Source organism: Alcaligenes ammonioxydans (assembly GCF_019343455.1).
GTDB classification, from domain to species: Bacteria; Pseudomonadota; Gammaproteobacteria; order Burkholderiales; family Burkholderiaceae_B; genus Alcaligenes; species Alcaligenes ammonioxydans.
Genome location: NZ_CP049362.1, coordinates 734817 through 757602 on the forward strand (window position 1 = coordinate 734817; position 22786 = coordinate 757602).

Sequence of the window (22786 nt, forward strand, 5' to 3'; positions counted from 1 at the left end):
TGTAGGTTTGTTGCAGGAAAAGTCTATGGTTTCTTCGTCCAGGCGTGCATTTTTGATGGGTCGTCGTCCTCCCCAGACGGCCTGGCAGTCATTTTGTTCGCGTCTGAAAGCCCGGGTTCAGGGCGAGTGGTCCTTGCTCAGTGCGGAGCCGGATCATGAACAGGCGCGCCTGGAGCCGGCTTCCAGCGCGGACGTGCATATGGTGTTGACGCTGGCCGCCGAGTATGGGGTCACGGTGTGTCTGGAGGGTGTGCCGCAGGCTAGCGAGACGGATGGTCCGGTGATTGTTCTGGCTCCGGGTCGACAAATGGCACGCTGCGACCGTCTGGAACCCAACTCCAATCGCTGGTTTGTTCAGCCGGGTTGTTTGCTCGGAGAGATGGAGGCCAAAGGCTTTCAGGGGCTTGCCACTGCGCCTGCCGGCATGACGGTGGCCGCCTGGCTGGCTGACCGTCGTCAGCATGATTGGCCCAGTGGTCGTACGGCGTTGTCGGGTGTTCTGCATTGCTCGGTCATTCTGGCGGACAACACACAAGCGGCGCTGGGCCCCTTCGGACAGGACAACCGTAACCCTCTGGACAGCCTGCGTATGCAGCAGTTGATCCCCGCTTTGTTTCGCTTGATGGGCGAGCCCGACACGCAGGCCCTGCGTCAGGAGCATTGGCCCTGCCGTTACCGCCTGGATGCGCTCGAACCACGTGACGGCGATGGCATCAATCTGGCGCATCTGATGTTGGGCCACGGTGGTGATCTGGCCTGGGTGGAGTGGCTGGTGCTGGATGAGACCGTGCTTAGTGGCTCGGACCCGCAAGACTGGTCCTGGCCCAATCAGGAGCAGCCGTGGCAGGCCCAGGATGTGGATAGCCGCATCAAGGCCCTGTTTGATCCCACCGACCGCTTTTCTTATCCTGGCCAGATGCTGTGAGTTTGTCCTGGCCCGTGCTTGACCCCTGATGTAACTCAAGGGCTAGAATGGTTCCTGCCTGGGCCGCAAAGGCTCGGCAAGGCGACCGGGATGGAGGCTGTCAGCAGGGCAGATGAGGGCAGACGGTTTGAACAGGCTGCAGGTCTGTTTGAATGGACGCTGTTAGACAATGGCCGCTTTCAGGCGATCCCGGTCCGTTTTAAATGGATTTTTGAGTGGGTAACAGCATGGACGCCAATTTTCGGAAAGCAGCTCTGGAATATCATGAACAGGGCAGGCCCGGAAAGCTTTCGGTCACGCCGACCAAGCAATTATCGAACCAGCGGGATCTGGCGCTGGCGTATTCGCCCGGGGTGGCAGCCGCTTGTGAAGAAATCGTCAAGGACCCACAAAACGCCTTTCGCTATACCGGGCGGGGCAATCTGGTCGGCGTCATCTCCAACGGTACCGCCGTGCTGGGTTTAGGAAATATCGGCGCCCTGGCCTCCAAGCCCGTCATGGAAGGCAAGGCCGTGCTGTTCAAGAGCTTTGCCGGTCTGGATGTGTTTGACATCGAGATCAATGAAACCGATCCCGACAAGCTGGTCGACATCATCGCGGGTCTGGAGCCGACCTTTGGCGGCATCAACCTGGAAGACATCAAGGCGCCCGAGTGCTTTGAAGTCGAGCGCAAGCTGCGCCAGCGCATGAGCATTCCTGTTTTTCATGACGATCAGCATGGCACGGCCATTTGCGTCACCGCTGCCTTTCTGAACGGCTTGAGCGTGGTTGAAAAAGACATCAAGCAAGTCAAGGTGGTGACGTCCGGTGCGGGTGCGGCGGCCCTGGCCTGCCTGGACCTGATGATTGATATGGGGCTGCCACTGGAAAATATCTGGGTTACGGATATTGATGGCGTGCTCTACGAAGGTCGCTCCGGCAATCCTGTGCCCGAACTGGCCCGTTTTGCCAAGCAGACCGATGCCCGTACCCTCAGTGAGGTGATCGAGGGGGCCGATGTATTCCTGGGGCTGTCCGCCGGTGGCGTACTCAAGCCCCAGATGCTGGAGAAGATGGCGGCCCGACCGTTGATTCTGGCTCTGGCCAACCCCAATCCCGAGATCCTGCCGGAAGACGCCCACGCCGTGCGTGATGATGTGGTCATGGCAACCGGCCGGTCGGACTATCCGAATCAGGTCAACAATGTATTGTGCTTCCCCTACATCTTCCGTGGGGCGCTGGACGTGGGGGCCACCACCATTACGCGGGGCATGGAAAAAGCCGCTGTGCAGGCCATTTGCCAGTTGGCACGCGAAGAGCAGGATGAGGGCGTTGCGGCTGCCTATGGGCTGGAAGAGGTCTCTTTCGGTCCGTCCTTCTTCATTCCTCGTCCCTTTGATTCGCGTCTGATTGTGCGTATTGCTCCGGCCGTGGCCAAAGCGGCGATGGAAGAGGGCGTGGCGACCCGTCCCATAGCGGACTTGAACAACTACATTTATCAGCTACGCCAGTTTGTTTATAAATCCGGCTCCTTCATGAAGCCAATTTATTCACTGGCTCGGGGGCTGGTGCAAGATGGTGCCAAATCCCGTGTGGTCTTTAGTGAAGGCGAGGACGAACGCGTCCTGCGCGCCGTACAGATTATTGTGGATGAGGGGTTGGCCAGTCCCATCTTGGTGGGCCGTCCCGCTGTCTTGCAACAGCGCATTGAACGTTATGGTCTGCGTCTGCGTCTGGGCATTGACGTGGAGGTGACCAACCCCGAACAGGACGATCGCTTCCACCGTTACTGGACCAGTTACTGGGAAATCATGTCGCGTCGCGGTATCAGCAAAGAGATGGCTCGCGTGGAAATGCGGCGTCGCCCGACCCTGATCGGGGCCATGATGCTGCATCTGGGCGATGCCGATGGCATGATCTGTGGCACAGTGGGACGTTACGAAAATCACCTGGAACTGGTGGACCAGGTCATTGGCAAAGCACCGGGTGTCAAAACCTATGCTGCCATGAATATTTTATTGCTCAGTGAGCGCAGTGTGGCCCTGACCGATACGCACATTAACCACGATCCCGATTCGGACCAGGTGGCCGAGATCACCCTGGCGGCAGCGCGTAAAATGCGCCAGTTCAATATCGAACCCAAGGTGGCTCTGCTGTCCAGTTCCAATTTCGGGACCAATAATTCGCCCGCAGCGGTCACCATGCGCGGTGCGCTGGAGCGCGTGCGCCAGCTCGACCCCAGCCTGGAAGTGGATGGTGAAATGCACGGCGACTGCGCTCTGGATGAAAAGGCCCGTCATCAGATCCTGCCGACCTCGGCCCTGAGCGGCGAGGCCAATCTGCTGGTCTGCCCGAACGTGGAAGCGGGCAATATTGCCTACAACCTGCTCAAGACGGCTGCGGGTGGTAACGTGGCAATTGGCCCTTTCCTGCTGGGAGCCCGGGCACCGGTTCATATCATGACCTCGACCTCGTCAGTGCGCCGTATCGTCAATATGACGGCCGTCACGGTGGTGGATGCCAACGTCGCTACTGAAGGCTGATACGGATCATGATTCAGCGCTCACCCGCCCCGCTGGCCTTGATCCTGAACGGGGGCGGGGCGCGCGGCGCGTATCAGGCCGGGGTGCTGGCCGGCCTGCTGGAGCTGCTGGACCCGGAGCGCAACCCCCAGTTCAGCAATCCTTTCGATATTATTTGCGGCTCGTCGGCCGGTTCCATCAATGCGGCCGGTCTGGCCTGCCGCGCAGATAAACCGCACGAAGCTGTCGACCATATACAACAGCTGTGGGGGTCCTTGCGCACCAATGACATCTTTCATGCCGACCCCTTGCAGTTGCTGGCCACCAGTGCGCATTGGGTAGCCACGCTAGCCCTGGGCTGGCTGGCCCCCCGTCTACGCGATCATGTGCCGCACTCCATGCTGGACAACTCACCCTTGCGCGAGTTGCTGGAACAGAGCCTGGACTTTGAGCGCCTGCAACGCAATCTGGCCCAGCAGCATGTGGGGGCGCTGGCCATTACCGCTGCCGCCTACACCACTGGCGAGCACCTGACTTTTTACCAGTCGGACGAGCGCATTCGCCCCTGGACACGCAATCTGCGTCGCGCCATTCCCGGCGTCATCGGAGTGGACCATCTGATGGCTTCCAGCGCCATTCCCTTCATGTTTCCGGCGCAGTCCCTGCAAGTGGGCAAGCAAACCCAATGGTGTGGTGATGGCACTATGCGTCAGTTGGCCCCCATCAGTCCGGCCATACATCTGGGCGCCCATAAAGTCTTGATTGTGGGGACGGGATATGCGGACAACACGTACCACGAGCAAGAATGTGCAGACCCGCCATACCCCTCTTTGGCGCAGATCAGTGGCTATGCCTTGTCCAACATATTCCTCGATAGTGTGTCAACGGATATTGAACGTATGGAGCGGATCAATACATTGCTTGCCTATATGCCTGCAAATGTATTACAAAGCCAATCGCTGCGTCCTGTCAGCACGTTTGCCATCACCCCCAGCCGCTCGCTGGATGAAATTGCCACCCGGCATATTCATCAGATGCCAACTGCTGCACGTACCCTATTTCGAGTACTTGGTGTATCTTCAAAGTCCGGTCCGACCACAGGCGGTGCATTAATTTCATATTTGTTATTCGAGTCCGGCTACACCCAAGAGCTGATCGAGTTAGGAAAGACCGATACCATGAGTCGTCGTGAAGAAGTATTAGCGTTTTTTAAGGAAGCGTCCTGATGAGCCAATCCCTGACTTTGCAAGAGGCTTTGCAACAAGGCGGCGTGCTCGACGCAACGGGCCTGACGGCTGCTGATTTTCTGAAGCAGGCACAGGACCAGGGGCTCACTGCCCTGGAAGTAAGTTGCGATCGTGCGCGCAATCGCTCCGCTGTGCTGCGAGCAGTCGCCAAAGCTGTTGATTACCCTGAATTTTTTGGTGGCAATCTGGATGCGCTCTACGATTGCCTGTGCGACACCGTACTGGATCAAAAGGCTGGTTTGGCCTTGTGGCTGGACAACCTGCACAGTGGCGATCCCGCATTGGAAAAAGACGCCCAGGCTATCTTGGGCGTGTGTGAGGATGTGCATGCCTGGGCCTCGAACAACGAGCGCCGTTTTGTCTGTGTTGTTTTACATGCCGGCAAGCATCCTGATCCGGAACCAGGCGAGACCCCTGCCTCCTACTCCAGCCAGGACGAGGAATAAGCCTTATTCCCAGCCTTGCAAGGCGCTGATCGCTGCCGTCAGCGCCAAGGCAGCGGTCTCGGTTCGCAGTACGCGGTGCCCGAAGCGAATGGCCTGCGCCTGGGCAGCCAGCGCCACTTTTTGTTCTTCGGGCGACCAGCCGCCTTCGGGGCCAATCAAAATGGTGACGGCCTGGTCCTGCGGCTTTATGGCTTGTGCCAGTTGCTGAGGCGCATCAGGGTCACAAAACAGATGCAGACCCGTTCGGGCATCCCGAAAGTAGTTGGACAAGCTCAGCGGCGCCGCCAGTTCCATCAGACGATTGCGGCCACACTGCTCGCTGGCTGACTCGATGACCCGCTGCCAGTGGACCATGCGTTTGGCCTGCCGTTCCGCGCTCAGTTGCAGCACGCTGCGTTGCGCGCGAATCGGCACCAGGCAGCTCACTCCCATTTCCACCGCTTTTTCGATAATCCAGTCCATTTTGTCGCTGGAGGCAATGCCTTGCAGGACGGTAATGCGGCCAGCCAGTTCGCGTACGGGTGTTTCGGCCGCCCCCAGGTTGGCAAACCCTTTTTTGCCCTCGATGCGCAAGGTAGCGGGAAATTGGGTGCCCAGTCCGTCAAACAGGACGATGTCCTGCCCATCTTTTAAACGCAGTACCCGGATGGCGTGATGCGCCAGGGCGTCGGGCAGGGCGATCTCGGTGTGGGCCGTCAGGGCAAAGGGATGATAAAAACGGGGAGCTGCCATATCAGGACACCATCAAGGGTAAAAAAACCGCACAAGCATACCGTACCTGGGCTGGGGGAAGAAAGCGCAAGGCCGCAGCGCAAGTGAGGGCGATTTAGCGCCAGCAATGCTAAAATAGCGCGTTTTATAAACTAATCAGGGCCGTGAGCCGTCCGCTAGCCGGAATTGTCGCGCCGCCGCCCCAATGAGCTTCTAATGGATATTGCGTCAGCCTCTGATAAAACCCTAGCCAATGCCATCCGTGCCTTGGCTATGGATGCCGTGCAACAAGCTAATTCGGGCCACCCCGGTGCGCCTATGGGCATGGCCGATATCGCCCAGGTTCTCTGGTCCCGGCACCTGAAACACAACCCCGCCGACCCCGCCTGGTTTGATCGTGATCGTTTTGTGTTGTCAAACGGCCACGGTTCCATGCTGATCTACGCTTTGTTGCACCTCAGCGGTTACGACCTGTCTCTGGACGAGTTGCGCAACTTCCGCCAGATGCATTCGCGTACCCCCGGCCACCCAGAAGTGGGTATTACGGCTGGCGTGGAAACCACGACCGGCCCCTTGGGCCAGGGTCTGGGCAATGCGGTTGGCTTTGCGCTGGCCGAAGCCTTGTTGGCCCGCGAGTTCAACCGTGACGGCCACGAGGTGGTAGATCACCTGACTTGGGTTTTTGCAGGCGACGGCTGTTTGATGGAAGGGATCTCGCACGAGGCCTGCTCCTTGGCCGGCACCTGGAAGCTGTCCAAGCTGGTCGTGCTGTACGACGACAACGGCATCTCTATTGATGGCAAGGTCGAGAACTGGTTCGGTGACGATACGCCCGCCCGCTTTGAAAGCTATGGCTGGAACGTCATCCGTGCTGTTGACGGTCATGACGCCGCCTCGATTCACAACGCGATTGAACAGGCCCGCCGCAACGCCAAAGAAGGCACCGGCCCCACGTTGATTTGCTGCCGCACCGTGATCGGCAAGGGCGCGCCTAACGCGGCCGGCTCCGAGAAGGTCCACGGCGCTCCGCTGGGTGCTGAGGAAATCGCCGCCACCCGTGCTGCGCTTGGCTGGAACCACGGTCCGTTTGAAATCCCTCAGGAAGTCTACCAGGGCTGGGATTGCCGCGAAAAAGGGGGCGTCCAGCAAGCGGAATGGCAAGCGCGTTTTGACGCCTACAGCCAGGCCTATCCTGAACTGGCCGCGGAACTGGCCCGTCGTCTGAAAGGCGAACTGCCTGCCGATTACAGCGCTAAAGTACAGGCCTTTATTGAGGAAACCGCTCAGAAAGCTGAAACCATTGCCTCGCGCAAGGCCTCGCAACTGGCAATTAGCGCGCTGGTCAATGTGCTGCCAGAAATGTTGGGCGGCTCGGCTGATCTGACCGGCTCCAACTTTACCGACTGGAAGGGCGCCGAGGCAGTGCGCGCTCACGCCGACGGTGTACATTTTGGTCGTCACATCAACTACGGTGTGCGGGAATTCGGTATGGCTGCCATCATGAATGGCGTGGCCCTGCATGGGGGCTACCTGCCGTTTGGTGGTACCTTCCTGACTTTCTCGGATTACTCGCGCAACGCCATTCGCATGGCAGCGCTGATGAAGCAGCGCGTGGTGCATGTCTTTACCCACGACTCCATCGGTCTGGGCGAGGATGGTCCGACGCACCAGTCCATTGAACACGCCAATAGTCTGCGACTGATCCCCAACCTGCATGTCTGGCGTCCTTGCGACACCACGGAAACGGCCGTAGCCTGGGCCTGCTCGATCGAGCGTCCCGCCAGCATCGGCATGAATGTGCAGGACGGCGGCCCCAGTGCCTTGCTGTTGTCGCGCCAGAATCTGCCATTCGTGGAGCGCGATGCACAAACCATCCAGAACATCCGCCGTGGTGGCTATGTGCTGCGCGATGCGCCAGATGCGCGCGCCATCATCATGGCAACCGGTTCGGAAGTCGGTCTGGCCTTGCAGGCGCAGGAGCAGTTGGCTCAGCAAGGAATTGCGACCCGCGTGGTATCCATGCCATGTACCAACCTGTTTGATGCCCAGGACAAGCAATGGCGCGATCAGGTTCTGACCCCGGGCATCCCGCGTGTGGCGGTGGAAGCGGGTACGACGGGTCTGTGGTTCAAGTACGTGGGTCTGGAAGGCGCGGTGGTGGGGATTGATACCTACGGCGAATCGGCTCCGGCTGGCGTCCTGTTCAAGCATTTTGGTCTGACAGCAGAGAAAGTCGCTGCGGCCGTTCAAGAAATTTTGTAATTGGAGTCTGACATGACGATTCGCGTCGCAATCAATGGTTATGGTCGTATCGGCCGCATGATCTTGCGTGCCCACTACGAGTACGGCAAAAAACACGATATCGAGATCGTGGCCATCAACGCCTCGGGCGGTGCCGAGATCAATGAACACCTGACTCGCTATGACTCCGTGCATGGCCGCTTTAACGCCGATGTGTCGCTCGACGGCGACTATCTGGTGGTCAATGGTGATCGCATCCGCCTGCTGAGCCAGCGCGATGCCCTGACCTTGCCTTGGGCCGAGCTGGGTGTGGACGTGGTACTGGAATGTACCGGTGCTTTCACCAGCAAAGAAAAGGCCAGCGAGCACATCCAGGCCGGCGCCAAGAAAGTCATTATTTCCGCCCCCGGCGGCAAGGATGTGGACGCCACGATTGTCTATGGCGTGAACCACGACATTTTGAAGAGCACTGACACGGTGATCTCCAACGCCTCGTGTACGACCAACTGTCTGGCTCCTCTGGTTGCCCCCCTGCACAAGGAACTGGGCGTGGTCAGCGGTCTGATGACTACCATCCACGCTTATACCAACGACCAGGTCCTGACGGACGTGCGTCACAAGGACATGCGCCGTGCCCGTTCGGCCACCAGCAGCATGATCCCCACCAAGACCGGCGCAGCCGCTGCCGTAGGTTTGGTGTTGCCAGAACTGAATGGCAAGCTGGACGGTTACGCTGTGCGCGTTCCAACCATCAACGTGTCCATGGTTGACCTGACTTTTGTGGCTAGCCGCAACACGACGGTTGAAGAAGTGAACGGCATTTTGAAGGCCGCTTCCGAAGGCGCCATGAAAGGCATCCTGGACTACTGCACCGAGCCCTTGGTGTCCATCGACTTTAACCACACCACCGCTTCCAGCACGGTTGACTCCCTGCTGACCAAAGTGACCGGTGGCAATATGGTGAAAGTGGCTGCCTGGTACGACAACGAGTGGGCTTTCTCCATTCGCATGCTCGACAGCACCATCGCACTGATGTCGGCCAAATAAGATCTGAATAGCAGGGGCGGGATTTCCCGCCCCTGTCACGTTAATTCCCAGAACAAAAAATCATGTCTACAAGCATCAAGACCTTGTCTGCGCTGGCCGAAACGGACGCGCTGCGAGGCAAGCGGGTATTTATCCGCTCTGATCTGAATGTCCCTTTGCAAGACGGGCGTATTACCGAAGACACGCGAGTCCGTGCTTCGGTGCCTGCCATTCGCATGGCGCTGGATGCCGGCGCTGCGGTGATGGTCACTTCGCACCTGGGGCGGCCCAAAGAAGGCGAGTGCCAGCCCGTGGATTCTCTGGAACCCGTGGTGCAACGTCTGTCCGAATTGCTGGGCATGCCGGTTGAGCTGCGGCGCAATTGGCTGGATGGCGTGCAGGTGTCGCCCGGTCAGCTTGTTTTGTTGGAGAACTGCCGCTGCAACGTCGGTGAAAAGAAGAATGATCCTGAGTTGGCCCGCAAAATGGCCGCTTTGTGTGACGTTTACGTAAACGATGCCTTCGGTACGGCTCACCGTGCCGAGGCCACCACGGAAGGGATCGCCCGTTTTGCGCCGGTGGCTTGCGCTGGCCCCTTGCTGGAAGCCGAGTTGAACGCTCTGGGGCGTGCCTTGAACCAGCCTGCGCGGCCCTTGGTAGCCATTGTGGGGGGGGCCAAGGTCTCCACCAAACTGTCCATCCTGCGCGCTTTGGCTGAAAAAGTTGATCAGCTGGTGGTCGGTGGCGGCATTGCCAACACCTTTATGATGGCTAGCGGCTTGTCCGTGGGCAAGTCACTGGTCGAAGAAAGCCAGTTGGAAGAAGCTCGCGAGGTGATCCGCATCATGAAAGAGCGCGGTGCCGACGTGCCTATCCCCGTTGATGTGGTGTGCGCCAAGTCTTTTGCGGCTGATGCTACCGCTGAAATCAAGGCTGCTGACCAGGTTCAGGATGATGACATGATTCTGGATGTGGGCCCTGAAACGGCGCGCCAGATCGCTGACATCATCGCCAAGGCCGGTACGGTTGTCTGGAATGGCCCTCTGGGCGTGTTCGAGTTCCCGGCCTTTGCACAAGGTACGGCAAGCTTGTCGCGCGCGATTGCCGATTCCAAGGCTTTCTCGATTGCAGGGGGGGGCGACACCCTGGCGGCGATTGCCCAATTCAATATTGGTGAAGAGGTGGATTACATCTCCACCGGCGGCGGTGCATTCCTGGAGTTCCTGGAAGGCAAACGTCTGCCCGCTGTGGCTGCCCTGGAAGACAAGGCTTAAGTTTTGCCGCCTATCGCGTGACCCGTCCTCAGACTGGTTCATGCCTCAGAAAGCCAGCCAACGAAAGTTGGCTGGCTTTTGCTTTTGTGTAAAGACCGGACGCGATGGGGTTACGCCCCCTCTTTAATCAGTTGTCCATAGCCCTGCATGGCATCGGGCCATTCCAGCTTGAAGCCGCTATCGAGCAGGCGCTGGTTGCGCAGGCGTTTGCCGCCTTCTGCAGACGGGCGTCGTTCCGGGTGTGGCACACCCAGCAGATCGGCCAGCCCGTCATATAGCTCGGTAATCCGGTAGGGCCGACTGTCGGTGCCGATATAGCACGGGAAGGGCGCAGGAGCGCGTAGCAGATGCCAGCAGGCCGCTGCGGCATCCTCGATATGCAGGCGGTTGGCCCAATGCTCCGGGTCATCCGGTACGGTGGCCCGTCCTTCGCGCAGCCGATCCAGTAGTTGGGTGCGTCCGGGGCCGTACAGACCGCTGGGGCGGATGACCACAGCCTGGGCGGGGATGCGGTGATGAAGCCTTTGCTCGGCTTCCAGCAAGATTTTTCCATTGAACTGGGTGGGCTCCGTGGGGGAGTTTTCGTCCACCCAGTCTGTCGAGGGGCCATATACCGCCGTCGAGGAGACAAAGACAAAACGTTTCAGGGCTTTCAGGTCCAGCTCGTTGAGTAGATTTTCCAGACCTTGTAGAAAAACGCGCTCATAGGCAGCCTGGTTTCGCTGGTCAGGGGAGACCGCGTAAAGGACGTGAGTGATGGGGCGGTGTTTCAGTCGTAATGACGCAGGTTCGCTCAAATCGGCCTGTACCCACTCTATGCCGCTGTGATCGTCCAGGGGGGGTGACGGCGCAGGCCGATAACCGGCCATTCATGACGACGGGCCAGCATTCCGGTGCGTGTGCCCAGATCGCCAGCGCCCGCCAGGAGCAAAGTACAGTTTTGAGAATCCACAGCAGCAGGTCCTTGAGTAGAATGATCTCGAGCAAAGCTCGATTGGCTGAGACAACAATAGCATTGGAGGCGGTCATGGAGTGTCGCAATTGGATTGACGGACAGCAACTTGGCGCGGAGGGCGGTGGTTTGCTACCGGTGATCGACCCCTCCACAGGCGAAACCTTTGCCCGACTGGCGCAATCATCCGCGGTGGATATTGATTGGGCCGTGCAGGCCGCCAGGCGTGCCAGTAAGGGGACGTGGCGCCGCCTGAGCGCAGCGCAGCGCAGTCAGTTATTGCTGCGTTGTGCCCGAACCCTGTCCGATGCTCGCGAGGAGTTGGCGCGGCTGGAGTCGCGGGATACGGGCAAGCCTTTGCGCCAGGCCCAGTCCGATGCTGACGCCATTGTCCGCTATTTCGAGTTTTATGCGGGTGCGGTGGACAAGCTGCACGGTCAAACCATTCCCCTGGGTTGGGAAATGACGGCCTTTACGTTGCGCGAGCCCTTGGGCGTCACAGCGCATATCATTCCCTGGAATTACCCCCTGCAGATCTTTGGACGCAGTGTGGCGGCCTCCCTGGCCGCAGGTAATACCTGCGTGGTGAAGCCGGCTGAAGATGCCAGTCTTTCTTTGCTGCGCGTGGCGGAGTTGTTGCACGAGGCGGGCTTGCCTGCCGGGGCGCTGAATATTTGTACGGGCCTGGGCAGTGAGGCCGGACAGGCCCTGGCCGCGCATCCTGATATCAACCATATTTCCTTTACGGGCTCTCCTGCCACGGGCCGTCAGGTGGCCTTGCAGGCCGCGCAGAATTTTGTGCCTGTCACGCTGGAGCTGGGCGGCAAATCGCCGCAGATCGTATTTTCAGATGCGGATCTGGACGCGGCCCTGCCGGTTATTGTCAATGCGATTGTGCAGAACGCAGGCCAAACCTGCTCGGCAGGCAGCCGTGTATTGATTCAGCGTGCGATTTATAGTGACTTTACGGAACGTCTGGCTGAAAGCTTCAAGGCCTTGTTGACGGGGGCAGCGAGCGACAATCTGGATTGCGGCCCTCTGATCAGCGCGCAGCAGCAAGCTCGGGTGCGTTCTTATCTGGAGAATCTGGATGAGGATGGCATTGTGGTGCTGGCGAAAGGCAAGCTGGACTCCAAGGCCCCGACGGGTGGTTTCTATCAAGTGCCTGTCTTGCTCGATCACGTGCCTGTCCAACATCGTCTGGCCCAGGAGGAGATTTTCGGACCAGTCCTGATTGCCCAACCTTTCGGTACGGAGCAGGAGGCCATCACCCTGGCCAATGGCACGCCTTACAGCCTGGTGGCGGGGGTCTGGACACGCGATGGTGCGCGTCAGATCCGCATGGCCAGACAACTACGGGCCGGCCAGGTCTTTGTGAACAATTATGGCGCTGCAGGCGGGGTAGAACTGCCGTTTGGCGGTACCGGACAGTCTGGTATTGGCCGAGAGAAGGGGTTTGAAGCGCTGTACGCCCTGACCAGCCTGAAAACGGTTGCGCTACGTCATGCCCCTGCTTGATGCCAGAGAATGTAGGGGTTAGCGCGGCTGTGGTGTTGGGGGTTTTCTGGCAGCATGGCATTTGAACGCTAAAACAGCATTTCTTTAGGGCGGCATCGAGCCGCCCTTTTTATGGAAATAAAAATAACAGAAGGAGACAAACATGCGATTGCAAGACAAGGTGGCCATCGTGACCGGTGGCGCATCGGGCTTTGGCCTGGGTATCGCACAGCGCTTTGCACGTGAAGGTGCGCGCGTGCTGATTGCCGACTTGAATGTGGAGCAGGGGCGGGCGGCAGCGGCCCAGATTCAGGCGACGGGCGGGCAAGCCATTTTTGCCGCTTGCGATGTGTCACAAGGGGACGAGGTTCAGGCCTTGCTCGATATTGCGCTGCGCGAGTGCGGCGGGCTGCATATCGTGGTGAACAATGCGGGCACCACGCATCGCAACAAGCCTTTGCTGGAAGTGAGCGAAAGTGAGTTCGATCTGGTGTATGCCGTCAATGTGAAAAGCATTTACTGGACAGCGAAACATTTTGTGCCCTATCTGCGGGCTCAGGGTTCAGGTTCCTTCATTAATATCGCTTCGACGGCGGCCTTGCGTCCGCGCCCCGGACTGGTCTGGTACAACGGCACCAAAGGCGCGGTGGTTACCATCAGCAAAGGCATGGCGGCCGAGTTGGGGCCAGACAATATCCGCGTGAATTGTGTCAATCCGGTGATTGGGGACACCGCCTTGCTGGAACAGTTCATGGGCATGCCCGATACGCCGGAAAATCGCAGCCGTTTTCTGGCGGGAATTCCACTGGGGCGTTTTTGCACACCCAAGGATGTGGCGGCGGCGGCTCTGTATCTCGCCTCCGACGAGGCTGAGTTCATTACCGGCACCTGCATCGAGGTAGACGGCGGCCGTTGTATTTAAGCCCCACTGTGATTCGTTACAATCGTGCTGTTGGCAGGCCCGTTCAGGGCCTGTAGTTTATTTCGCTTCCAAGGAAAAGCATGACATTCAATCGACAGTCTCCCCGCGAGCATCCGGATCAGTTGCGTATCGGCTTGGTGTCGGTGTCGGACCGCGCCTCCAGCGGACAGTACCAGGATGAAGGCATTCCCGCGCTGCGTCGCTGGCTTGACCGCGCCTTGACGGTAGCGCCGGCCTATCTGGAGCGACTGATTCCCGATGAGCGAGCCCTGATTACCGCTACCTTGGTCGAGCTGGTGGAAGCCGGTTGCGATCTGGTTTTGACTACGGGTGGCACCGGCCCGGCTCGTCGCGACGTGACCCCGGAGGCGACTCTGGATGCAGGAACACGCGAAATGCCCGGATTCGGTGAACAGATGCGCCAAATCAGTTTAAAATTCGTACCAACAGCGATTTTGTCGCGGCAAGTTGCGGTGATCCGAGAAATTCAGGACCACGCTGCTCTGATTATCAATCTGCCTGGGCAGCCCAAAGCCATTCAGGAAACACTGGAAGGATTACGGGATTCAGAAACCGGTCACGTATTGGTTCCCGGTATTTTTGCAGCCGTCCCGTATTGCATCGACCTGATTGGCGGACCTTACGCACAAACGCATGAGCAGGTGGTGCAAGCGTTCCGCCCCAAGTCGGCGCGTCGGAGCGCCCGTTAACAGGCTCAACCAACAATGGGCTGGACACAGACTGTGTCCAGTCAAGTTTTTCACTTATTTTAGTCTTCAGGAGGTCTTCTCATGGCCCTAGTTTCCATGCGCCAGCTGCTCGATCATGCGGCCGAGCACGGTTATGGTATTCCAGCGTTCAACGTCAATAACCTGGAGCAGGTCCAGGCCATTATGGAAGCCGCCTCGGAGACGGATAGCCCCGTCATCATGCAAGCCTCGGCGGGCGCCCGCAAATATGCCGGCGAGGCTTTTTTGCGTCACCTGATCGAAGCGGCTGTCGAGTCCTACCCCCACATCCCCGTGGTGATGCACCAGGACCACGGTCAGTCGCCCGAAATCTGCAAGGGCGCCATTGAACTGGGTTTCTCCAGCGTGATGATGGACGGCTCCTTGCTGCCTGACGGCAAAACCATTGCCGACTTTGAATACAACGTGGAAGTGACCCGCAAAGTGGTCGATATGGCTCACAAGCTGGGCGTGACCGTAGAAGGCGAACTGGGCTGCCTGGGCTCTCTGGAAACCATGCAAGGTGACAAGGAAGACGGTCACGGTGCAGATGGTGTCCTGACCCTGGATCAGTTGCTGACGGACCCCGAGCAGGCGGCTGAGTTTGTGAGCCGCACGCAACTGGACGCGCTGGCGATTGCCATTGGTACCAGCCACGGCGCTTACAAGTTCACCCGCAAGCCTACCGGCGATATTCTGTCCATCGAGCGTGTGAAAGAAATCCACCGTCGTCTGCCCAACACCCACCTGGTGATGCATGGCAGCTCCAGTGTGCCTCAGGAACTGCTGGCTGAAATCCGCCAGTTCGGCGGCAACATGAAAGAGACGTACGGCGTGCCCGTTGAGGAAATTCAGGAAGCCATCAAGTACGGCGTGCGCAAGGTCAATATAGACACCGATATCCGTCTGGCGATGACGGCTGCCATCCGTCGCTTCCTGTTTGAAAACCCAGAAAAATTCGACCCGCGCGAATATCTGAAACCTGCTCGTGAAGCGGCCAAAAAAGTGTGTGTGGCCCGTTACCAGCAGTTCGGCGCCGCGGGTCAGGCATCCAAGATCAAGGCCATTCCTTTGCAGGAAATTGCCCGCCAGTACAGCACCGGCGAGCTGTCTCAGATCGTTCAGTAATTATGTCAGGCGAAGCCGGCGTGGGCAGCACGACTGCCTGCCCCGTTCTTCGCGTCTTTGCCCGGTGCCGCAGGCGCCGGGATTGTCGTCCCGCCTGCATCCATAGTCAGCGGGATGTTTTCGTTTTAAGGATGAAATCGTGCAAGAGCCCTTACATCAATCCAGCCTGAGCTCCCTGCCCTTGCTGGCGCGTGGCAAAGTTCGGGACATGTATGCGGTGGGTGAGGACAAGTTGTTGATTGTGGCCAGTGATCGCATTTCGGCATTCGATGTGATTCTGGACGACCCCATTCCTGGCAAGGGCGCTGTCTTGACGCAGATGACCGAGTTCTGGCTGAACAAGCTGGCACACATCATCCCCAACCATACGACTGGCGTTAACCCGGTCGATGTCGTGGCGCCTGAAGAGCGCGCGCAGGTCGAAGGTCGCTCCATGGTGGTCAAGCGCCTCAAACCCATCATGGTGGAAGCCGTGGCCCGTGGTTATCTGATCGGTTCGGGCTGGAAGGATTACCAGGCAACCGGCGCTGTGTGCGGCATTACCTTGCCTGCTGGCCTGAAGCAGGCCGCCAAGCTGCCTCATGTGCTGTTCACCCCGGCCGCCAAAGCAGAAATGGGCTCGCACGACGAGAACGTGGATTTCGCTCACGTGGTCAAGGAAGTCGGACAGGAGTTGGCCGAGCAAATCCGCGATGTGACCCTGCGTTTGTACACGGAAGCCGCCGATTACGCGGCCAGCCGTGGCATCTTGATTGCCGATACCAAGTTCGAGTTTGGCCTGGACGAGCAGGGCCAGCTGCATTTGATGGACGAAGTGCTGACCCCCGATTCCTCGCGATTCTGGCCTGCTGACAGCTATGCCGAAGGCATCAGCCCCCCATCCTACGACAAGCAATTCGTGCGTGACTGGCTGGAAACCCAGGTTTGGGACAAGACGCCACCCGCTCCTCGTTTGCCTGCTGAAGTAGCCCAGCGTACCGCTGAGAAATACCGCGAAGCACTGGAGCGCCTGACAGCGTGAACGGTGTGCAGCCCGGACAGGTGCTCGCCGTCAGCGAGCCGCCTCATCGTCATCAGCAGGGTGGTGAACGACGACAGCTCGTTGGACGACGCTGCGATGAGGAGCCGGGCTCTGGGGACGGGCCAGGGGCACCGTACAGCCTGCCCCGTCTGAAAACCCATCATTGGATGGGCCCTGCTGTTTTTCCATTTACCAAGGCGCCTGGCAGCATGGCGCCTTCTTCCTTTTAGGGCGTATCTCTGATGAGCGTACAAACTCCTGTAGCCCCTGTGGTGGGCATTGTGATGGGCTCCTCCAGCGACTGGGAGGTCATGAGCCAGGCCGTCGCCATTCTGGACGAATTTGGCGTGTCTCATGAATGCCGCGTGGTCTCGGCCCACCGCATGCCCATCGATATGGTGGATTACGGTGCCCAGGCGCCCGCCCGTGGCCTGAAAGCCATTATTGCGGGTGCTGGTGGCGCGGCCCACTTGCCTGGCATGTTGGCTGCCCTGACACACCTGCCTGTCTTTGGGGTTCCCGTGCCGTCGCGTTACTTGCGCGGCGAGGATTCCCTCTTGTCGATTGTGCAAATGCCCAAAGGCGTGCCGGTTGCCACCTTCGCGATTGGCGAGGCGGGTGCCGCCAATGCCGCCTTGCATGTGATTGCCAATCTGGCCGTCAACGATGCGGTGCTGACTGAAAAACTGATTGCGTACCGTGCCCGCCAGACCGAGGCCGCCCGCGCTATGCGTGTCCCTCCTGTTACTGCCTGATTTTATTTTGTGATGATGACCCCCATGAATGATGCTGCCCTTCTGGTTCCTGGCTCCTGGCTGGGCATGATTGGAGGCGGCCAACTAGGCCGCATGTTCTGCCATAGCGCCCAAAGCCTCGGTTACAAGGTGGCCGTGCTCGACCCGGACACCCATAGCCCGGCCGGTGCGGTCGCGGATCTGCATATTTGCGCAGCCTACGATGATGCGCAAGCATTGGTTCAACTGGGGGAGCTGTGTCAGGCCGTCAGTACCGAATTTGAAAACGTGCCTGCACAGTCCCTGCTGACCCTGGCTCAACATACACGGGTCACGCCTTCGGGTGATGCCGTGGGCATTGTGCAGGATCGCATTCGTGAAAAGGCCTTTATTTCGCAGGCCGGTGTGCCGGTGGCCCCCTATGCCGCCATTGAAAGCCTGGATGATTTGCACGTCGCTGACAGCGCCTTGTTCCCCGGCATTCTGAAGACGGCGCGCTTTGGTTACGACGGCAAGGGGCAGGCACGGGTGGCAGACCGCGATCAGGCCTTGGCCGCCTTCCAGGAATTTGGCTCTCAGGCCTGTGTGCTGGAGGCCCTGCAGCCCCTGAAGTCTGAGATTTCGGTGGTGCTCGCCCGTGGTCTGGACGATCAGGTCAAAACCTTTCCGTGTGCCCGCAATGAGCATCGCGATGGCATTTTGGCCGTGTCCACGATCAGCGCCCAGTTCCAGGACGATGCTCTGTCCGAACAGGCTCGTCAGGCGGCCGCCGCGATTGCCCGCACGCTCAATTACGTGGGCGTGTTGTGCGTGGAGTTCTTTATTCTGGAAGATGGCCGCTTGCTGGCCAATGAAGTGGCCCCTCGTCCGCACAATAGCGGCCACTACACCATGAATGCCTGCGTCACCAGCCAGTTTGAACAGCAGGCCAGGGTGATGGCGGCTCTGCCCCTGGGTGACACGAGCGCCTTGTGTCCGTCCATGATGCTCAATATCCTGGGCGATATCTGGTTTGATGAACACGGTCAGATGCGTGAGCCGGATTGGGCCGCCTTGCTGGCGGTGCCGGGTGTGTCCTTGCACTTGTACGGCAAAGCTGAGGCGCGTGTTGGCCGCAAGATGGGGCACGTCAATATTGTGGGGGCATCGGATGAGCAAGTGCGCGAGCGCACTGCCCGTGCCGCTGCCGCGTTGCGCATTGCATTTGATCATGACTGATACCACCACCCCTGGCCCTTCCGAGCAGCAGATAGAGCAAGCCGCCCATGTACTGGCACAAGGGGGGCTGGTGGCCTTTCCGACCGAGACGGTGTATGGCTTGGGCGCGGACGCGGAGAACCCGGCCGCCGTGCAATTGATCTACAAGGCCAAGGGCCGTCCTGCCAATCATCCTCTGATTGTGCATGTGGCCCCTGGCGCCGATCTGCGTTATTGGGTGAAAGATATCCCCGCGGTTGCGCAACAATTGATCGACGCCTTCTGGCCCGGTCCTTTGACGCTGATCTTGCCGCGTAATCCGGCTATTCCGGATACAGTCAGTGGCGGTCAAAGCAGCATTGGTATTCGTTGTCCTTCCCATCCGGTGGCTCAGGCTCTGCTCAAGCGCATGGCGGAACTCAAGCCCAGCGGTCAGGCCGGTGTGGCGGCGCCTTCGGCCAACAAGTTTGGACAGGTATCGCCCACAGCGGCCAGCCATGTACGCGATGAGTTCGTGGATATGGGGCCAGATCAGTTGCTGATTGTGGAAGCGGGCCCTTCAGAAGTGGGGATTGAATCCACCATCGTGGATGTGTCGCGAACCCACCAAGGCGTAGGTGCCGTGCTGTTGCGTCCAGGTCATATTACCGCCGCCATGATTGCCGAGGTCATTGGCTACGAACCGGCCAGCCCCGATCAACAGGCTCCACAGGTGTCGGGCAGCTTGAAAGCGCATTATGCGCCGCGTACCCCTTTGTCTTTATTTGATGAAGACAGTGTGCCTGCGGTGCAGGCTGCTTTGGCTCAAGGGGGCAAGCAGGCCATTGTGGCTTTTGCCGCTATGCCTCCTTTTTTGGCTGATGTACATGACTGGTATGTCTGCAGTTCGGATGCCCAGGCTTATGCCCAGGACCTCTATGCCATGCTGCGTCGCCTGGACCAAGGCCAGTACCAGCATATCTGGGTGCAGCGTTGCCCGGATACGCCAGACTGGCAGGCAGTCAATGACCGCCTGGGTCGAGCAGCCGCGGCCTTTGAGTAAATCAGCCGCGGATGACTGCAGAGGGTTGTGAGTTCCTCAGGAACTGGGAGAGTCTGCTGTTGAGCGGGCTGTTTGCTGCAAAAACTCCGCAATCGCCTGGTTGACCTGCGTTTCCTTGTCCCGGTAGGGCAGGTGGCCACATTGCTCCAGCTCCAGCAGCTCGGTGTGAGGCACCAACTGCTTGATGCGCCGGATTTGCTCCAGCGTGCCATATTCATCATCGACCCCCTGAATCGCCAGGACCGGACACGGAATCCGGCTGACCTCCTGTTCAATGTTCCAGTCGCGGAACTCGGGCTCCGTCCAGGTTGCGTTCCAGCCCCAGAAGGCAGATTCCACGTCATCGTGATAGCGTGCCAGACGTTCACGCAAAAATCCTTGTTCATAGGCTTCACGGGCCACCAAAATGCCACGCAAGGAAATATCTTCCACAAACAGGTGGGGGGCCATCACGACGATACCTTGCAGTTTCTCGCCAAAACCACTGGCTGCCAACAGGGCAATTGAGCCTCCGTCACTGTGACCCACCAGTACAATCGGCCGTTTCTGGCCGTCCTCGCCCAGGTGCTGGAGCAGTTGAGGCAGGACATCTAGGGCCTGCTCATGCAGGTAGTCGGGGGTTTTGGGGCGGTTGTCGGGGCGCGGAGTGCTGCGGCCATAGCCATAGCGTGAGTACATCAGGCCACTACAGCCAGTATGCTCACACAACTGCGCTGGCCAGTTCTTCCACATGGCAATGGAGCCCAGCCCTTCATGCAGGAATACCAGTAGCGGGGCAGTTTCCCGTTCTGGGTAAATGCGTTGATATTCCAGTTCAATGGCTTGTGTGCCTTGAGTCAGACTCGCAAATTGCAAAGATGAATCCAGTGTTGTCATAGCCGTGTGATCTTCAGATGCCCTGAACCGACCGGGCGCAAAGGTAATCGGAAAACCCTCTTTATGCCATAGATTGAGGTCGGGCGTACAGGCAGGCCAATGCGGGTCCTTGATGTGGACATTTTGCCGCTGTTTATGGCTGCTTCGGCTGCGATGCTGCAAATTCTGGCAGAGATGGTAGAGTGGCGATCTCGATCTTTTTTTTGTTGCGCCACAACATGAAATTTGCTGAATTTGAAGTGGGCATGCTGATTAAGCATCCACTCGTACCGGTAACGCGCGAAGAGATGCTGGATTTTGCCCGCAAGTACGATCCGCAGTCTTTTCACATTGATGAAAATCAGGCTGAACAAGGCCATTGGGGCGGCCTGATTGCCAGCGGCTGGCTGACCTGTGCTAAAGCCATGCGTATGGCAGTGGATACGAGCCTGCATGACTCTGAATCCTTTGGGTCGCCCGGGGTGGAGCGTCTGCGTTGGGTCTTGCCCGTGCGGGCGGGAGACTCCATTCGTCTGGAAGCCACGGTTGCATCCAAACGGGTGTCCAGCAGCCGTTCGGATCTGGGCATCATCCGCTGGAACTGGAATGTATTTAACCAGCGCGATGAACTGGTGCTGGAGCTGGATGCGACCAGCATGTTTGAACTGAAGCCTTCACAAGAATAATAAATAGCGTCACGGCGGTGACGCGACTCTCTCGCGAGACAAATCTTCACACCTTGTTAGGGATGGACAGCCCCTTGTTGGGGATGCTTTTTGCAGCTGGGCCCCTTGTTCGTCCGTGCAGCGGCGGTTTGTAATGGGGTATGAAATCGCCCGCGCCCAACCTCCCAAAGAGGCAGGGGCAAGCCGTCTTGCCCCTGTTGGCTTCGGTTTAAAAGAAAGCCTGAATTCCGGTTTGTGCGCGACCCAGTATCAGGGCGTGCACGTCGTGCGTGCCTTCGTAGGTATTGACGACCTCCAGATTGACCAGATGGCGGGCGATGCCGAACTCGTCGGAGATGCCGTTGCCGCCCAGCATGTCGCGTGCCAGACGAGCGATGTCCAGCGCCTTGCCGCAGGAGTTGCGCTTCATGATGGAGGTGATCTCGACTGCTGCCGTGCCTTCGTCTTTCATTCGACCCAGACGCAGGCAGCCTTGCAGTGCGAGAGTGATCTCGGTTTGCATATCGGCCAGCTTTTTCTGTATCAGTTGATTGGCAGCCAGTGGACGGCCAAACTGCTTGCGGTCCAAGGTGTACTGACGAGCGGTATGCCAGCAGGATTCGGCGGCGCCCAGAGCGCCCCAGGCAATTCCGTAGCGCGCCGAGTTCAGGCAGGTGAAGGGACCGCGCAAGCCTGAAACATGAGGCAGCATCTGGCTGTCGGAGATTTCCACATCGGCCATGACAATCTCGCCGGTCAGTGAAGCGCGTAAACCTACCTTGCCGTGAATGGCGGGCGTGGACAGGCCTTTCATGCCTTTTTCCAGAATGAAGCCGCGGATCTTGCCGTCGTCTTCACCGCCCACGACTTTGGCCCAGACCACCAGCACATCGGCAATCGGGGAGTTGGTAATCCAGGTTTTGCTGCCGCTCAGGCGATAGCCGCCGTCCACTTTGAGGGCGCGACTTTCCATGGCTCCAGGGTCCGAGCCATGATTGGGCTCGGTCAGCCCAAAGCAACCGATCCATTCACCGCTGGCCAGTCTGGGCAGATATTTCTGTTTCTGCTCCTCGCTGCCAAATTCAAAAATCGGCACCATGACCAAGGAGGACTGCACGCTCATCATGGATCGGTAGCCCGAGTCCACCCGCTCTACTTCGCGGGCAATCAGGCCATAGCTGACATAGTTCAGCCCCGCGCCACCATAGGTATCCGGAATGGTGGCGCCCAGCAGGCCCAGCGACCCCATCTCGGCAAAGATGGCCGGGTCAGTCTGCTCGTGGCGGAAGGCCTCCAACACGCGCGGCAGCAGTTTCTCCTGTGCGTAAGCATGGGCCGCATCGCGCACCATACGTTCTTCATCGCTCAACTGCTGGTTCAGCAGCAGGGGGTCGTCCCAATGGAAAGAGGGGTTGGCAGACATAGAGGTACTCCGGGAAAAGCAAATTGGGTCAATCAGGTGGTGCCAGAAAGGCCGCCATCGGTCTGAGAAACAAAAAGAGCGGTTTGAACATCGCTGACCGCAGCCACGAGGAGTCGTGGTGTGCACATTGTTGTGCTCTCAGAAGGCAAGGGGCCGACGATATTCCTGTAAAGTCTCAGCATAGTGTGCATAAAGCGCACAAGGCAATTGATAAAATTGCACAATGTCGTGTGCTGGCGTAACGATGTCGC

The 22786-nt window shown here is 58.8% G+C and carries 22 protein-coding genes; 16 read left to right on the plus strand and 6 right to left on the minus strand.

Translation table 11 applies throughout. The annotated features are described in order from the left end of the window. Positions 1–25 precede the first annotated feature (25 nt). From FE795_RS03385 to FE795_RS03400, 4 genes are all read left to right on the plus strand, one after another. Positions 26–925 (plus strand): hypothetical protein, encoded by a 900-nt coding sequence (locus FE795_RS03385; RefSeq protein ID WP_003803651.1) that lies wholly within the window; start codon positions 26–28, stop codon positions 923–925. Between the two features lie 227 nt (positions 926–1152). Further along, positions 1153–3447 (plus strand): NADP-dependent malic enzyme, encoded by a 2295-nt coding sequence (locus tag FE795_RS03390; protein WP_003803650.1) that lies wholly within the window; start codon positions 1153–1155, stop codon positions 3445–3447. Between the two features lie 8 nt (positions 3448–3455). Next, a complete protein-coding gene (locus tag FE795_RS03395; protein WP_003803648.1) occupies positions 3456–4652 on the plus strand; it encodes a patatin-like phospholipase family protein in 1197 nt (398 codons plus the stop codon). Beyond that, a complete protein-coding gene (locus tag FE795_RS03400) occupies positions 4652–5119 on the plus strand; it encodes a barstar family protein (protein ID WP_003803646.1) in 468 nt (155 codons plus the stop codon). The genes FE795_RS03395 and FE795_RS03400 overlap by 1 nt, the downstream gene beginning before the upstream one ends. 3 nt (positions 5120–5122) lie before the next feature. Here the strand turns inward: FE795_RS03400 and FE795_RS03405 are convergent, their stop codons facing one another. Further along, entirely contained in the window at positions 5123–5851 is a 729-nt protein-coding gene (locus FE795_RS03405) for a 16S rRNA (uracil(1498)-N(3))-methyltransferase (RefSeq protein ID WP_219235687.1), read from the minus strand. 195 nt (positions 5852–6046) lie between these two features. On the opposite strand from FE795_RS03405, the gene tkt reads away from it, so the two are divergent. The 3 genes from tkt (at position 6047) to FE795_RS03420 (ending at position 10371) form a co-directional block, all read left to right on the plus strand. Further along, a complete protein-coding gene (gene tkt, locus FE795_RS03410) occupies positions 6047–8092 on the plus strand; it encodes a transketolase (RefSeq protein WP_003803642.1) in 2046 nt (681 codons plus the stop codon). Positions 8093–8104: 12 nt separating this feature from the next. Then, positions 8105–9118: a type I glyceraldehyde-3-phosphate dehydrogenase gene (gene gap, locus FE795_RS03415; RefSeq protein WP_003803641.1), complete on the plus strand. Its 1014-nt coding sequence runs from the start codon at positions 8105–8107 to the stop codon at positions 9116–9118. Between the two features lie 62 nt (positions 9119–9180). Next, the gene (locus FE795_RS03420; protein ID WP_329956481.1) at positions 9181–10371 is read left to right on the plus strand and encodes a phosphoglycerate kinase; all 1191 of its coding nucleotides are present in this window, start codon (positions 9181–9183) and stop codon (positions 10369–10371) included. A 110-nt stretch (positions 10372–10481) separates the two neighbouring features. Here the strand turns inward: FE795_RS03420 and FE795_RS03425 are convergent, their stop codons facing one another. Further along, on the minus strand, positions 10482–11168 hold the full coding sequence (locus FE795_RS03425; RefSeq protein ID WP_230406255.1) for an NAD-dependent epimerase/dehydratase family protein: 687 nt from the start codon (positions 11166–11168) through the stop codon (positions 10482–10484). A gap of 17 nt (positions 11169–11185) precedes the next feature. Continuing rightward, the gene (locus FE795_RS17220) at positions 11186–11323 is read right to left on the minus strand and encodes a hypothetical protein (RefSeq protein WP_230406256.1); all 138 of its coding nucleotides are present in this window, start codon (positions 11321–11323) and stop codon (positions 11186–11188) included. A gap of 75 nt (positions 11324–11398) precedes the next feature. On the opposite strand from FE795_RS17220, the gene FE795_RS03430 reads away from it, so the two are divergent. From FE795_RS03430 to FE795_RS03450, 5 genes are all read left to right on the plus strand, one after another. Next, on the plus strand, positions 11399–12841 hold the full coding sequence (locus FE795_RS03430) for an aldehyde dehydrogenase family protein (protein ID WP_219235690.1): 1443 nt from the start codon (positions 11399–11401) through the stop codon (positions 12839–12841). Positions 12842–12983: 142 nt separating this feature from the next. Continuing rightward, positions 12984–13742 carry an SDR family oxidoreductase gene (locus FE795_RS03435; protein ID WP_003803634.1) on the plus strand — a complete coding sequence of 253 codons (759 nt, stop codon included), beginning with the start codon at positions 12984–12986 and terminating at the stop codon, positions 13740–13742. An 80-nt stretch (positions 13743–13822) separates the two neighbouring features. Continuing rightward, positions 13823–14452: a molybdopterin adenylyltransferase gene (gene mog / locus FE795_RS03440; RefSeq protein WP_131071310.1), complete on the plus strand. Its 630-nt coding sequence runs from the start codon at positions 13823–13825 to the stop codon at positions 14450–14452. Between the two features lie 81 nt (positions 14453–14533). Continuing rightward, entirely contained in the window at positions 14534–15598 is a 1065-nt protein-coding gene (fba, locus tag FE795_RS03445; protein ID WP_003803631.1) for a class II fructose-bisphosphate aldolase, read from the plus strand. A 139-nt stretch (positions 15599–15737) separates the two neighbouring features. After that, positions 15738–16619: a phosphoribosylaminoimidazolesuccinocarboxamide synthase gene (locus FE795_RS03450; protein ID WP_003803629.1), complete on the plus strand. Its 882-nt coding sequence runs from the start codon at positions 15738–15740 to the stop codon at positions 16617–16619. A gap of 30 nt (positions 16620–16649) precedes the next feature. Here FE795_RS03450 and FE795_RS03455 read toward each other — a convergent pair whose 3' ends face one another. Beyond that, positions 16650–16808, minus strand: a complete 159-nt coding sequence (locus tag FE795_RS03455) for a hypothetical protein (protein WP_157784356.1) — start codon at positions 16806–16808, stop codon at positions 16650–16652. Between the two features lie 53 nt (positions 16809–16861). On the opposite strand from FE795_RS03455, the gene purE reads away from it, so the two are divergent. From purE to FE795_RS03470, 3 genes are read left to right on the plus strand one after another with little or no spacing between them, the layout of a single operon-like run. Further along, entirely contained in the window at positions 16862–17374 is a 513-nt protein-coding gene (purE, locus tag FE795_RS03460; RefSeq protein ID WP_003803624.1) for a 5-(carboxyamino)imidazole ribonucleotide mutase, read from the plus strand. A 15-nt stretch (positions 17375–17389) separates the two neighbouring features. Next, positions 17390–18571 (plus strand): 5-(carboxyamino)imidazole ribonucleotide synthase, encoded by a 1182-nt coding sequence (locus FE795_RS03465; RefSeq protein WP_039943851.1) that lies wholly within the window; start codon positions 17390–17392, stop codon positions 18569–18571. Beyond that, positions 18564–19592 carry an L-threonylcarbamoyladenylate synthase gene (locus FE795_RS03470; RefSeq protein ID WP_131071311.1) on the plus strand — a complete coding sequence of 343 codons (1029 nt, stop codon included), beginning with the start codon at positions 18564–18566 and terminating at the stop codon, positions 19590–19592. The genes FE795_RS03465 and FE795_RS03470 overlap by 8 nt, the downstream gene beginning before the upstream one ends. Before the next feature lie 36 nt (positions 19593–19628). On the opposite strand, the gene FE795_RS03475 is transcribed toward FE795_RS03470, so the two are convergent. Then, a complete protein-coding gene (locus FE795_RS03475; protein WP_003803616.1) occupies positions 19629–20468 on the minus strand; it encodes an alpha/beta fold hydrolase in 840 nt (279 codons plus the stop codon). A 218-nt stretch (positions 20469–20686) separates the two neighbouring features. Here FE795_RS03475 and FE795_RS03480 point away from each other — a divergent pair, with 218 nt between their 5' ends. Next, complete coding sequence (locus FE795_RS03480) at positions 20687–21133, plus strand: MaoC family dehydratase (protein WP_039943847.1); 447 nt, start codon at positions 20687–20689, stop codon at positions 21131–21133. A 208-nt stretch (positions 21134–21341) separates the two neighbouring features. Here FE795_RS03480 and FE795_RS03485 read toward each other — a convergent pair whose 3' ends face one another. After that, a complete protein-coding gene (locus tag FE795_RS03485) occupies positions 21342–22535 on the minus strand; it encodes an acyl-CoA dehydrogenase (protein ID WP_003803610.1) in 1194 nt (397 codons plus the stop codon). Positions 22536–22786 lie beyond the last annotated feature (251 nt).

What these genes read in the sequence shown, in the direction of transcription:
- FE795_RS03385 (WP_003803651.1), top strand. Translation starts at nt 26, where the DNA reads ATGGTTTCTTCGTCCAGGCGTGCATTTTTGATGGGTCGTCGTCCTCCC.
- FE795_RS03390 (WP_003803650.1), top strand. Translation starts at nt 1,153, where the DNA reads ATGGACGCCAATTTTCGGAAAGCAGCTCTGGAATATCATGAACAGGGC.
- FE795_RS03395 (WP_003803648.1), top strand. Translation starts at nt 3,456, where the DNA reads ATGATTCAGCGCTCACCCGCCCCGCTGGCCTTGATCCTGAACGGGGGC.
- FE795_RS03400 (WP_003803646.1), top strand. Translation starts at nt 4,652, where the DNA reads ATGAGCCAATCCCTGACTTTGCAAGAGGCTTTGCAACAAGGCGGCGTG.
- FE795_RS03405 (WP_219235687.1), bottom strand. Translation starts at nt 5,851, where the DNA reads ATGGCAGCTCCCCGTTTTTATCATCCCTTTGCCCTGACGGCCCACACC.
- tkt (WP_003803642.1), top strand. Translation starts at nt 6,047, where the DNA reads ATGGATATTGCGTCAGCCTCTGATAAAACCCTAGCCAATGCCATCCGT.
- gap (WP_003803641.1), top strand. Translation starts at nt 8,105, where the DNA reads ATGACGATTCGCGTCGCAATCAATGGTTATGGTCGTATCGGCCGCATG.
- FE795_RS03420 (WP_329956481.1), top strand. Translation starts at nt 9,181, where the DNA reads ATGTCTACAAGCATCAAGACCTTGTCTGCGCTGGCCGAAACGGACGCG.
- FE795_RS03430 (WP_219235690.1), top strand. Translation starts at nt 11,399, where the DNA reads ATGGAGTGTCGCAATTGGATTGACGGACAGCAACTTGGCGCGGAGGGC.
- FE795_RS03435 (WP_003803634.1), top strand. Translation starts at nt 12,984, where the DNA reads ATGCGATTGCAAGACAAGGTGGCCATCGTGACCGGTGGCGCATCGGGC.
- mog (WP_131071310.1), top strand. Translation starts at nt 13,823, where the DNA reads ATGACATTCAATCGACAGTCTCCCCGCGAGCATCCGGATCAGTTGCGT.
- fba (WP_003803631.1), top strand. Translation starts at nt 14,534, where the DNA reads ATGGCCCTAGTTTCCATGCGCCAGCTGCTCGATCATGCGGCCGAGCAC.
- FE795_RS03455 (WP_157784356.1), bottom strand. Translation starts at nt 16,808, where the DNA reads ATGGAAAAACAGCAGGGCCCATCCAATGATGGGTTTTCAGACGGGGCA.
- purE (WP_003803624.1), top strand. Translation starts at nt 16,862, where the DNA reads ATGAGCGTACAAACTCCTGTAGCCCCTGTGGTGGGCATTGTGATGGGC.
- FE795_RS03465 (WP_039943851.1), top strand. Translation starts at nt 17,390, where the DNA reads ATGACCCCCATGAATGATGCTGCCCTTCTGGTTCCTGGCTCCTGGCTG.
- FE795_RS03470 (WP_131071311.1), top strand. Translation starts at nt 18,564, where the DNA reads ATGACTGATACCACCACCCCTGGCCCTTCCGAGCAGCAGATAGAGCAA.
- FE795_RS03475 (WP_003803616.1), bottom strand. Translation starts at nt 20,468, where the DNA reads ATGACAACACTGGATTCATCTTTGCAATTTGCGAGTCTGACTCAAGGC.
- FE795_RS03480 (WP_039943847.1), top strand. Translation starts at nt 20,687, where the DNA reads ATGAAATTTGCTGAATTTGAAGTGGGCATGCTGATTAAGCATCCACTC.
- FE795_RS03485 (WP_003803610.1), bottom strand. Translation starts at nt 22,535, where the DNA reads ATGTCTGCCAACCCCTCTTTCCATTGGGACGACCCCCTGCTGCTGAAC.